The organism is Mycobacterium sp., from assembly GCF_032162605.1.
In the GTDB taxonomy this organism is placed as follows: domain Bacteria; phylum Actinomycetota; class Actinomycetes; order Mycobacteriales; family Mycobacteriaceae; genus Mycobacterium.
This window is the reverse complement of sequence record NZ_JAVROT010000532.1, coordinates 1-11,956: the sequence shown is the minus strand read 5'-3', so window position 1 is coordinate 11,956 and position 11,956 is coordinate 1. Positions and strand designations below refer to the sequence as shown.

9 protein-coding genes and 1 pseudogene are annotated in these 11,956 nt (G+C 66.6%); 4 read left to right on the top strand and 6 right to left on the bottom strand.

The window, feature by feature from the left end; translation table 11 throughout:
- Positions 1–926 (top strand): ABC transporter ATP-binding protein (locus QOI01_RS29540; RefSeq protein WP_526386697.1); only part of this gene is annotated, 926 nt, incomplete at its 5' end.
- A gap of 365 nt (positions 927–1,291) precedes the next feature.
- Here QOI01_RS29540 and gltD read toward each other — a convergent pair.
- From gltD to QOI01_RS29525, 3 genes and pseudogenes are all read right to left on the bottom strand, one after another.
- Positions 1,292–2,758, bottom strand: a complete 1,467-nt coding sequence (gene gltD, locus QOI01_RS29535) for a glutamate synthase small subunit (protein WP_526386696.1) — start codon at positions 2,756–2,758, stop codon at positions 1,292–1,294.
- A complete protein-coding gene (gltB, locus tag QOI01_RS29530; protein WP_526386695.1) occupies positions 2,751–7,397 on the bottom strand; it encodes a glutamate synthase large subunit in 4,647 nt (1,548 codons plus the stop codon). Before gltB ends, gltD begins: the two co-directional genes overlap by 8 nt.
- A 418-nt stretch (positions 7,398–7,815) precedes the next feature.
- Positions 7,816–8,276 (bottom strand): annotated as a pseudogene (locus QOI01_RS29525) (HAD-IC family P-type ATPase); the annotation flags it as partial.
- A 43-nt stretch (positions 8,277–8,319) separates the two neighbouring features.
- On the opposite strand from QOI01_RS29525, the gene QOI01_RS29520 reads away from it, so the two are divergent.
- The 3 genes from QOI01_RS29520 (at position 8,320) to aqpZ (ending at position 9,784) form a co-directional block, all read left to right on the top strand.
- Positions 8,320–8,553, top strand: a complete 234-nt coding sequence (locus QOI01_RS29520; RefSeq protein WP_526386694.1) for a hypothetical protein — start codon at positions 8,320–8,322, stop codon at positions 8,551–8,553.
- 7 nt (positions 8,554–8,560) lie between these two features.
- The gene (locus tag QOI01_RS29515) at positions 8,561–8,902 is read left to right on the top strand and encodes a PaaI family thioesterase (protein WP_526386693.1); all 342 of its coding nucleotides are present in this window, start codon (positions 8,561–8,563) and stop codon (positions 8,900–8,902) included.
- A gap of 114 nt (positions 8,903–9,016) precedes the next feature.
- A complete protein-coding gene (aqpZ, locus tag QOI01_RS29510) occupies positions 9,017–9,784 on the top strand; it encodes an aquaporin Z (protein WP_526386692.1) in 768 nt (255 codons plus the stop codon).
- A gap of 53 nt (positions 9,785–9,837) precedes the next feature.
- On the opposite strand, the gene QOI01_RS29505 is transcribed toward aqpZ, so the two are convergent.
- The 3 genes from QOI01_RS29505 to QOI01_RS29495 all read right to left on the bottom strand — a co-directional run bounded on the left by QOI01_RS29505 (position 9,838) and on the right by QOI01_RS29495 (position 11,776).
- The gene (locus tag QOI01_RS29505; RefSeq protein ID WP_526386691.1) at positions 9,838–10,395 is read right to left on the bottom strand and encodes a Dps family protein; all 558 of its coding nucleotides are present in this window, start codon (positions 10,393–10,395) and stop codon (positions 9,838–9,840) included.
- A gap of 62 nt (positions 10,396–10,457) precedes the next feature.
- Positions 10,458–11,318 (bottom strand): DNA-3-methyladenine glycosylase family protein, encoded by an 861-nt coding sequence (locus tag QOI01_RS29500; protein ID WP_526386698.1) that lies wholly within the window; start codon positions 11,316–11,318, stop codon positions 10,458–10,460.
- An 86-nt stretch (positions 11,319–11,404) separates the two neighbouring features.
- Entirely contained in the window at positions 11,405–11,776 is a 372-nt protein-coding gene (locus QOI01_RS29495) for a DUF427 domain-containing protein (protein ID WP_526386690.1), read from the bottom strand.
- Positions 11,777–11,956 lie beyond the last annotated feature (180 nt).

The following is an 11,956-nucleotide window of genomic DNA, read 5'->3' as shown; positions in this document are numbered from 1 at the left end:
TCGGCGGCGCGACGGTCAACCAGTTGACTCCCGGCCAGCGGGACATCGCGATGGTGTTCCAGAACTATGCGCTCTACCCGCACATGACCGTCTACCGAAACCTCGCCTACGGCCTGCGGCAGCGCAGGACCCCCCGGGCCGAAGTCGAGCGGCGGGTCCGCGAGACGGCCAGCCTGCTGCAGATCGATGAGTTGCTGGACCGCAAGCCCGGCCAACTCTCCGGCGGGCAGCGGCAGCGGGTGGCGATGGGCCGCGCCATGGTCCGTCAACCACAGGCGTTCCTGCTGGACGAACCCCTGTCGAATCTCGATGCGAAACTACGCAACCAGGTGCGCGGCGATCTCAAGCGCCTCCACCGGGAACTGCCGGTGACGTCCATCTACGTCACCCACGATCAGGTGGAGGCGATGACGCTCGGGGATCGGTTGTGCGTGATGTCCGACGGTGAAGTGCAACAGCTCGGTACGACCGACGACATCTACAACCGACCGGCGAACACGTTCGTCGCCGCGTTCATGGGCAGTCCCCCGATGAATCTGATGCCTGGCGTGGTGCGCAGCGGGGTCCTGCACATCGGCGGCGTGCCCGTGACGACCGCATCCGAACCCGAGGGCCCGGTGACCGTCGGGGCGCGGCCGGAGCATCTTCGGCTTCATACTTCCCCGTCCGACGGCATGGTGCCGGCGAGGGTCGACTTCACCGAGCCGCTCGGCAGCCACGTGCTGGTCACTGCGCTCATCGAGCCTTCCCCCGTCGCTTCGCTCGCCCCGGGCGAGACGCGGGTGATCGTTCAGGCTCCGTCGGGCACCGAACTGGAGTCCGGCACCCGGATCGGCCTGCAGATGCCGCCCGAGCGGACGTACTTCTTCGACGCTGAGACGGGCGACGCGCGGCGTAGCCGCGAGCAGTCTTTGACGCACAGGTAGATATAGCGGCTAAGCAAACTTTCGCGCCAGCTGATTCCAGCGCTGCGGCAGTGAGCTAGACGCCGTACCGAATGAGTTCGTCGGCGGTGACCAGGCGCTCGTGCTTGGCCGGAAAGTCACGGCTTCTGACCGGGTGCCGGATCAATGACCAGGCGATTCGACCCATTCGTGATCGGGCAATCGGATTGATGTGCACGGTGTTCACTCCTGCGGTTGGCGTCTTGCTTCACCGTGGGCCCACACTAGCGTACGAACCCTGAGCACCATTAGACACCTGTGATCTGGCTAACACCAAACGGCGCGCCGGGGAAAAGATCGGATGTTTCTAATGTGACCAGTGTGGCTATTGAGGTATCGCTCGGGTCCTAACGCTGGGGCGCGGCCGTCGGCTTGATCGGCGCCGGAAGCGCGGTCTTGCCCATCAGGTAGCGGTCGACGCCTGCGGCCGCGGCGCGACCCTCGGCGATCGCCCACACGATGAGCGACTGGCCACGACCCATGTCGCCCGCGACGAAGACACCCGGCACCGAAGTCTGGAAGTCGTCGTTTCGCGCGACGTTGCCGCGGTCGGTCATCTCCACGCTCAGGTCGCTGAGCAGACCCGGCTTCTCCGGGCCAACGAAGCCCATCGCGAGCAGCACCAGATCGGCGTCGAGATCGAAGTCGCTGCCGTCGACCTTCACGAACTTGCCGTCCTGCATCGCCACCTCGTGCACCTTCAGGCGCTCGACGCGGCCGTCGGTTCCGACGAATTCCTCGGTGTTGACCGAGAAGACTCGCTCGCCACCCTCCTCGTGTGCCGACGCCACGCGGTACATCAACGGGTAGGTGGGCCACGGCGTCGACTGGGCTCGTTCCTCCGGTGGACGCGGCATGATCTCGAACTGGTGCACGCTGGCGGCGCCCTGACGGTGTGCGGTGCCAAGGCAGTCGGCGCCGGTGTCGCCACCGCCGATGATGACCACCTTCTTGTCCTTCGCGGTGATCGGCGGCTCACCGTCGTCACCGACCACCGGATCGCCGTTCTGGACGCGGTTCGCCCACGGCAGGTACTCCATCGCCTGGTGGATGCCGTCGAGCTCGCGCCCGGGTATGGGCAGGTCGCGCCAGTCCGTCGCGCCGCCGCTAAGGACCACGGCGTCGAAGTCGGCCCGCAACTGTTCTGCGGTGACGTCGACGCCGACGTTGACGCCGGTCCGGAACTTCGTACCCTCCGCCGCCATCTGCTCGAGGCGGCGGTCGATGTGGCGCTTCTCCATCTTGAACTCGGGGATGCCGTAGCGCAGAAGTCCACCGATCCGGTCGGCGCGCTCGAACAACGTGACGTCGTGACCTGCCCGCGTCAGCTGCTGCGCGGCGGCCAGGCCGGCGGGACCGGACCCGACGACGGCAACGGTCTTGCCGGTCAGACGATCCGGCGGCAGCGGGACCACCCAGCCCTCTCCGAAGGCGTTGTCGATGATCTCGACCTCGACCTGCTTGATGGTCACGGGGTCCTGGTTGATGCCGAGCACGCAGGACGCCTCACACGGTGCCGGGCACAGCCGCCCGGTGAACTCCGGGAAGTTGTTGGTGGCATGCAGGCGCTCGATCGCGTCGCGCCACCGGTTCCCGTAGACCAGATCGTTCCACTCGGGGATCAGATTTCCCAGCGGACAGCCGTTGTGGCAGAACGGAATACCACAGTCCATGCATCGCGCGGCCTGGTCCTGCAGCACGTCGTGGGAGAATTCCTCGTAGACCTCTTTCCAGTCACGCAGGCGCAGCGGGACCGGCCTGCGCTGCGGGGTCTCGCGATGGGTGTGCTTGAGGAAGCCGCGCGGATCAGCCACGGGCGGCTGCCATGATCGCCTCGTTGACGTTCTCACCGTTGCGCTCCGCGTCGGCGATCGCCGACAGAACGGACTTGTAATCGCGCGGCATCACCTTCACGAAATGCTTCAGTTCGGACTCCCAATCGGCGAGAACGTGTTGGCCTACCGCCGAATCGGTGGCGTCGACGTGCGCTTGGATGACGTCGCGCAGCCACACGGCGTCTTCTGAGTCGTCGGCGCCCAGCACCTCGGGCTCCACCATCTCGGTGTTGAGGTGGTCGGGCAGCACGCCAAGCGGGTCGTAGACGAACGCCATTCCACCGGACATGCCCGCGGCGAAGTTGCGCCCGGTGGGGCCGAGGATCGCGACCTTGCCGCCGGTCATGTACTCGCAGCCGTGATCGCCCACACCCTCGACCACCGCGTGGGCACCGGAGTTGCGCACCGCGAACCGTTCGCCGACCTGCCCACGCAGGAACGCCTGGCCGCTGGTGGCGCCGAACAGAATCACGTTGCCCGCGATGATGTTGTCCTCGGCCACGTAGCCGGCGGGCGCGTTCTCGGGCGGCCGCACGACGATCCGACCGCCGGAGAGGCCCTTGCCGACGTAGTCGTTGGCGTCGCCGTACACCCGCAGCGTGATGCCCTTCGGCAGGAACGCCCCGAAACTGTTGCCCGCCGAACCGTCGAAGGTGATGTCGATGGTGCCTTCCGGAAGGCCCTGTCCGCCATGGGCCTTCGTGACCTCGTGACCGAGCATCGTGCCGACCGTGCGGTTCACGTTCGCGATGCTGGTCCTGAATCGTACCGTTGTCCCCGTGTCAAGGGCCTCACGGCATTGTGCGATCAGCTGCTGATCGAGTGCCTTGTCGAGACCGTGGTCCTGACGCGAGCTGCAGTACAGGTCCTGGTTCATGAAGGCCGACTCGGGCTCGTGAAGTACCGGCGAGAGGTCCAGCTTGTGTGCCTTCCAGTGCGCGGCAGCCTGCTTGGTGTCCAGCGCGCCGACTTGGCCGACCATCTCGTTGACCGTGCGGAAGCCCAACTGCGCCATCAGCTCCCGCACCTCTTCGGCGATGAACATGAAGAAGTTCTCGACGAACTCGGGCTTGCCGTTGAACCGCTCCCGCAGCAGCGGATTCTGGGTGGCCACGCCCACCGGACAGGTGTCGAGGTGGCACACCCGCATCATGATGCAGCCCGCCACCACGAGAGGGGCAGTGGCGAAGCCGAACTCCTCGCCGCCCAGCAGTGCGGCCACGACGACGTCGCGGCCGGTCTTGAGCTGGCCGTCGACCTGTACGACGATCCGGTCGCGAAGTCCGTTGAGCAGCAGGGTCTGCTGCGTCTCGGCCAGGCCCAGCTCCCACGGCGCGCCAGCATGCTTCTGTGACGTGAGCGGGGTGGCGCCGGTACCTCCGTCGTGCCCGGAGATCAACACGACGTCGGCGTGCGCCTTCGACACCCCCGCCGCGACAGTTCCAACACCGTTCTCGGACACGAGCTTCACGTGAACGCGCGCACTGGGATTGGCGTTCTTCAGGTCGTGGATCAGCTGGGCCAGATCCTCGATCGAGTAGATGTCGTGGTGCGGCGGCGGCGAGATCAAGCCCACACCCGGTGTTGAATGCCGCACCTCGGCCACCCACGGGTACACCTTGTGCCCCGGGAGCTGGCCGCCTTCACCGGGTTTCGCACCTTGGGCCATCTTGATCTGAATGTCGGTGCAGTTGGTGAGGTAGTGGCTGGTCACTCCGAAGCGACCGGACGCAACCTGCTTGATCGCACTGCGGCGCCAGTCACCGTTGGCGTCGGGATCGAAGCGGTCCGCGGACTCGCCGCCCTCACCCGAATTCGACCGTCCACCAAGGCGGTTCATCGCGATGGCGAGCGTCTCGTGCGCCTCGGCCGAGATGGAGCCGTAGCTCATGGCGCCCGTCGAGAAGCGCTTGACGATCTCGGCAGCCGACTCGACTTCGTCCAGCGGCACCTGGGGCCGGAAGTCGTCGCGGAACTTCAGCAGACCGCGCAGCGAGGCGAACCGCTCGCTCTGGTCGTCGACGAGCTTGGTGTACTCCTTGAAGATCGAGTACTGGCCGGTGCGCGTGGCGTGCTGCAGCTTGAACACGGTGTCCGGGTTGAACAGGTGGTACTCGCCCTCGCGGCGCCACTGGTACTCGCCACCGACCTCAAGCTCGCGGTGGGCGCGCTCGTCGGGGCGGTCGAGGTAGGCCAGCGCGTGGCGGATGGCGACGTCGTCGGCGATGTCGTCGAGGTCGATGCCGCCCACTGGGCAGTGCAGACCGGTGAAGTACTCGTCGAGCACCGACTGACTGATGCCGATGGCCTGGAACAGCTGGGCGCCCGTGTAGGAAGCCAGCGTGGAGATGCCCATCTTCGACATCACCTTCAGCACGCCCTTGCCCGCGGCCTTCGTGTAGTTGGCCTTGGCCTTGTCGCTGGTGATGTCGGTGATCACGCCCCGGTCGACCATGTCCTCGATGGACTCGAAGGCCATGTAGGGATTGATGGCGGCGGCGCCGAAGCCAACGAGCGCAGCCATGTGGTGCACCTCGCGGGCATCGCCCGCTTCGACGACGAGGCCGACCTGGGTGCGGGTGCGCGCGCGCACCAGGTGGTGATGCACGGTCGAGACGCTCAGCAGCGACGGGATCGGGGCGAGTGACTCATTGGACTCGCGGTCGGACAGCACGATGATGCGCGCACCGTCGCTGATGGCGGCCGACACCTTCCCCCGCACGTCCTCGAGCGCCTCCCGCAACCCCTGCCCACCCCTGGCGACCGGGTAGAGACAACGGATGACCGCGGCGCGAAGCCCGTGCTTGTGGCCCCGGATCTCGTGACCGGGGTCGACGCAGATCAGTTTCGACAGTTCGGCGTTGCGCAGGATGGGATTCGGCAGCACGATCTGGCGACACGAGTCGGCATTCGGGTTCAGCAGGTCGCCCTCCGGGCCGACCGTGCCCTGCAGGCTGGTCACCACCTCTTCGCGGATGGCGTCCAGCGGCGGGTTGGTGACCTGGGCAAACAGCTGCTGGAAGTAGTCGTAGAGCATCCGCGGCCGCGCCGACAGCACCGCCACCGGGGTGTCCGTGCCCATCGAGCCGAGCGCTTCGGCCCCGCTGCGCGCCATTGGCGCCACCAGCAGGTTCAGCTCTTCGTATGTAAAGCCGAAGGCCTGCTGGCGCAGCACTACCCGGTGGTGCGGCATGCGGACGTAGTCGCCCTGCGGCAGATCGTCGAGGTGAAACAGCCCGGCGTCCAGCCACTCCTGGTAGGGCTGCCCAGCGGCGAGATCGGCCTTGATCTCCTCGTCGGAGACGATGCGGCCCTGTTCGGTGTCGACCAGGAACATGCGGCCGGGCTGCAGGCGCAGCTTCTGAACCACGCGCTCCGGGTCCAAATTCAGCACACCGGCCTCGGACGCCATGACGACCAGTCCGTCGTCGGTGACCCAGATTCGGGACGGGCGAAGTCCGTTGCGGTCCAGGACCGCTCCGATCACCGTGCCGTCGGTGAAGCACACCGACGCCGGTCCGTCCCACGGCTCCATCAGCGACGAGTGGTATTCGTAGAACGCCCGACGGGCGGGGTCCATCGACTCGTGCCGCTCCCAGGCCTCCGGAATCATCATCAGGACGGCGTGGGGCAGGCTGCGGCCGCCGAGGTGCAACAGTTCGAGCACCTCGTCGAAGCGCGCGGTGTCCGACGCGCCTGGGGTGCAGACCGGGAATATCTTGTCGACGTCGCCGTAGGACCCGAAGACGTCGGTGCGGATGAGCGCTTCCCGCGCGCGCATCCAGTTCTCGTTGCCGGTGACGGTGTTGATCTCACCGTTGTGGGCGATGCGACGGAACGGGTGAGCCAGCGGCCAGGACGGGAAGGTGTTGGTCGAGAAGCGCGAGTGCACGATGCCCAGCGCGCTCGTCATGCGCTCGTCCTGCAGGTCCAGATAGAACGCCTTGAGCTGCGGAGTGGTGAGCATGCCCTTGTAGACGAACGTCTGACCGGAAAGGCTTGGGAAGTAGACGGTTTCGCGACCAGGACCGTCCTGGCCAGGCCCCTTGGTGCCGAGCTCGTGCTCGGCGCGCTTGCGCACCACGTAGGCGCGGCGCTCGAGGTCCATGGGGTCTGCGCTCGACCCCTTCCCGTTGCTTCGCTCGCCCACGCCGACGAACAGCTGGCGGAACGTCGGCATCGCGTCGCGCGCAAGTGCGCCAAGGGACGAATCGTCGGTTGGCACGTCGCGCCAGCCGAGGAACGTCAAGCCCTCGGCCTCGACGATCTTCTCCACGGATTCGCACGCGGCGGCGGCGTCCCGCGATGACTGCGGGAGGAACGCGATGCCCGTGGCGTAGCTGCCCGGTTCGGGGAGGTCGAACTCCCCCTGTTCGGCGCAGACCGCCCGCAGGAACTCGTCGGGAACCTGCAGCAGGATCCCGGCGCCGTCGCCGGTGTTCGGCTCGGCACCCTGCGCGCCGCGGTGCTCCATGTTCAGCAGCGCGGTGATGGCCTTGTCGACGATGTCGCGGCTCTTGCGGCCGTGCATGTCCGCGACCATCGCGACACCGCAGGAGTCGTGCTCATAGGCCGGGTTGTAGAGCCCCTGCCGCAGTCCCTGGTCGCTGGGCGCCATTCCCACCTGCCCTTTCCGACACGCCTTCAACTGCTATGGAAAGCCGACTGTTGCAGCCGTCATCGACGGCTGCTGCCGGCCGGGCGGGGGTGCGTCTGCGTTCCGCACTGAACGACGGGACTGCCCACTCGCCACGAATGGTGAAACGATATGACAAACCCCGCCTGACATGCCAACTTAGTCTAACCTAACCAAGGGGCCCCGAGCCGTGGCCGAGGATCGCGCCGACACGCCGATCTTCGACCCGAGATCCGTTGCCGTGCTTGATGAATGGACGTCGTGGCACGGACGGAATCCCTGGGCGCCGAATTAACACTTCCGCCATGATCCCTCAACAACCTTTGCCATGGAGGCATATCACCGGCTCTTGGTGCGACGATAGCGCACAACAAATTTGCTACAAAGCCTGATCGGATTCTTAGACACGACGATCGGCGACCGCCTCGACGCTGGCGGCGGGGCTGAGGTCCAGACGCCGCAGCAGTTGCGCGTTGAGTGCCACCACGACGGTTGACAACGACATCAAGATCGCTCCCACCGACATCGGCATCACGAACCCGATCGGCGCCAGTACCCCCGCTGCCAGCGGTACGGCGATCAGGTTGTATCCCGCTGCCCACCACAGGTTTTGCTTCATCTTCCGATAGGCGGCGCGAGACAACCGAATGACCGACAACACCGAGCGCGGGTCCGAGCTGGCCAGGATCACACCGGCCGAGGCGATGGCCACGTCGGTGCCGCACCGATGGCGATGCCGACGTCCGCGAGCGCCAAGGCGGGCGCGTCGTTGACTCCGTCGCCGACCATGGCGACCACGAGACCTTCGTCTCGTAGCTCCGCGACCTTCGCGGACTTGTCCTGTGGTCGCACGCCCGCGTGTGCGATCACGACGCCATCATATACCCCCTGGGGGTATAGGGTCATGGGCGAGACCCTCGAGGAGGGTGCCGACGGCTGCGTGGCCGCCATGCAGCTGGCCGGCCTCGTCAGCCCCATCACCGGTCTTCCCAGCCTCACCCCGCTGACCGTCCTGGTCGACCACGTCGGCGGACTCATCAACCACCACCCCCGCGGGGACCACGAGTGGACGGTGTCCAGTGAGCTGACCCTCGACCTGACGCCCGACGCGGTGGCGGTGGTGGCCGCAAAGTGGTGACGCGCCGGTGCGAGCCACCTCCCGGCCGCTGGGCACCAAGGAAGCCACCGCGGTCGGCGAGTGTCACCTCCGCATCGGCGACGTCGTCATCGGCAGCGGGGCACGGCGGATCGCCTCTTCCGGACTGGAAGTCGTGGCAGCAGCGGCGGTCAACCACGGCAGGGTCGATGACCCGTTGAGCACGGCCTCGCTCCGGGTGAACTTCCTGCGCCAGTTCTTCGCTGGTGACGAATCCCGTTATGTGGGAACCGCATTGCGGGTCGGACGCCGCAGTGGCGTGGCCGAGGCGCAAGCCATCGGCAGCGACGGCAAGCCCGCCATCATCGCCCGGCTTACCGCCTACCGGTAGGCGGTAAGTCTCCATCTGGACAAGATTCGGCAACGATGCTCCCGAAACCGTTTGAACGCGTGCGACCCTCAGATCACTGGCGCTCAAGGACGTGTGCCGAGGGAGGCTAGTCCAATGACCGCACCTACGATGCTGCATCGACTCGCAGCCGAATTCATCGGAACCTTCTGGCTGGTACTCGGCGGGTGCGGCAGCGCGGTCTTCGCCGCGAAGTTCTCCTCCGACGGCACCGCGCTCGGGATTGGATTCCTCGGCGTGGCACTGGCATTCGGCCTGACCGTGCTGACAGGCGTCTACGCGTTCGGCACCATCTCCGGCGGGCACTTCAATCCCGCGGTGACCTTGGGCGCGGCGATCGCCCGACGTGTCGAGTGGAAAGCGCTACCCGCCTACTGGGTCACCCAGGTGATCGGTGGCGTCGTCGCTGGCCTGGTGATCTACGTGATCGCGAAGGGCAAGGACGGCTGGTCGGCCGAAGGCAACATGGCCGCCAACGGATTCGGCGACCACTCCCCCGGCGGCTATTCGTTGGTGGCCGTGTTGATCGCGGAGATCGTCCTGACCGCAGTGTTCCTTCTCGTCATTCTCGGGTCGACCGACGATCGGGCACCGAAGGGCTTCGCAGGCTTGGCGATCGGGCTGACGCTCACGCTGATCCACCTCATCTCGATCCCCATCTCGAACACGTCCGTCAACCCCGCACGGTCGACGGCGGTGGCGTTCTTCAATGGCGACGGCGCACCAGCACAACTGTGGCTGTTCTGGCTGGCCCCACTGGTCGGTGCGGCGATCGCGGGCGCTGCCTACCCGATCCTGTTCGGCCGCACCGAGGAACTCGCCGACCGTCCGGTCCGAGACGACGCACTGGAGGAGGTGAACTGACCGAAACGCAATCGGGCCCGCGTCCCAGGGGATGCGGGCCCGATTTCGGTTGGCTACTTGGCGGGAGCCTTCTTGTTCGTCGTGCGTGCGGCCTGCTTCTCGGTAGAGGCGCCCTCGTTGGACAGGTCTCCACCCGCGCTCTCCAGGTGGGCACGGACGAACCACTGGAACTTCTCCAGCTCCGCAGCGTGACCGATGAGCATGTCCTGCGAGACGGGGTCGAGGTCCTCAAGGGTGTGGATCGCCTTGCGGGTGTCTTCGTTGACCCCGGTGTAGACCAGATCCAGCGCCGCCAGGTGCGCGAGCACGGTGTCGCGGCCGACCGAGTAGTCGTCCCAGGTGCGGTCCTTGAGGATCGCGCCGGGAGTGCCCTGCGGTGAAACCCCGAATGCCGCGATGCGCTCGGCGGCCTCGTCGGCGTACCCGCGGACCAACTCGACCTGCGGGTCGATCATCTCGTGAACACCGATGAAGTTCGGGCCGACGACGTTCCAGTGCACGTGCTTCAGGGTCAGGTGCAGGTCGTTGTAGGTGCTGAGCTGCTTCTGCAGCAGTGCGGCGACCGCGCGGCTGTCCTTGTGCGAAATTCCGGGAATTGTGAATCCTGCCATGAACTTGCCTCCTTCGATTGGCTCAATAGGACTCCTACCCGGGTCACCTACGCCTTACACCGTTACAGAGCTCGCAGATCGGGAACCGCCAGGCGCGGCCCGAACCGGGGGTTGCGCGCCATACCGCTGACCTCGAGCAGCCTGGTGGCGCGGTACCGGTGGGGCCGCAGGGGCTCCAGCAGCTCAAGCATCTCCTCGTCGTCGATCCGATGGCCGAGAAGCGTGCTGCCGACGACGTTGGAGAGGTGGTAATCGCCGACGGACAGCGCATCGGCGTCACCCCACGCGCGCTGAGCCACCTCAGCCGCCGTCCACACTCCGACGCCCGGCAACGACGTCATGGCCGAACGTGCGTCTTCGGGTGTGCGAGCGGAAAGCCGCTCGAGGCTCTTGGCCCGCTGCGCACAGCCGACGACGGTGCGCGCTCTGCCGGGGTCGACGTTCGCTAGGTGGAACTCCCAAGAGGGGATGCGGCACCACACGTCGGCCGGGGGCGGCACCCGCATGCGCGCAGGCGCGGGACCGGGAGCCGGGGCGCCGAACTTGGTGACCAGTAGCCGCCAGGCGCGGAATGCATCCTTGCCGGTGACCCGCTGCTCGAGCACGGCCGGCACCAGCGCCTCAATGACGCGGTCCGTACGCCCGAGCCGCAGATGCGGAACGCGACGGTGTGCGGCCGCAACCGTCGGCTCCTCCGGGGCGAAGCCGGTCGGGTCATCGAGCACACCCAGCAGGGCCGGAAGCCGCTCGACGAATTCCTTCGCGCCGTCACCCCACGCCTGGCAGTCGACGGTGTTCGACGCCGACTTGGTGATTCGCACCGTCACCGCACCACTCGGCATCAGGCTGGTCTTCCAGATGGCACCGTCGACCAGTTGGTAGCAGGGATCGCCGGGGCCACGGCGCTGGGGCGACAGCGTCATTTCCGGACTGGCAGGACCCGCAAAGACCACACTGCAGACCACGCCGGCGGAACTGGGCACCGCCAAAGGCTAGGCCAAACGGCCGTCTAACCGACGGCGACGTCGGCCTTGTCGGCATAGAACGCCACATGGCCAGCGATCGCGGCGACCGCAGAGTACGGCTGCTCGTAGGTCCAGATCGCGTCGTCGACGGTGCCGTCCGCGGCGCTGACGTGGTAGTAGTTCGCCTCGCCCTTGTAGGGGCAGTAGGTGGTGGTGTCGCTGCGCTTCAGCACCGACGGGGTGACGGCGGAGAGAGGCACGTACTGCACCGCGGGGTACGTCGACTCCTGAAGGGTCAGGGCATCGTCGGTCTCGGCGACGACCTCGCCGTGAACGCGGACGACGACGTGGCGACCGGTCGGCGTGACGGTGATCGGGTGCGCGGCGGTGGGCTCGAGAACTGGACGTTCGGTCATGTTGAAACCAACGCGCGCGGAGCGGCCCGTGATTCCCACGTCCTGGGGACTCCGCGCTTGCCGGGGCGCACACCTGCGATTAACTGTCGATTTGTGTCGCCGGGTGTGCCTCGAGGCAGGTGATCGGGGTACCACCATGGGGATGCTGTTGGCCGACGAGTTCACGATGAACGCAGTAAT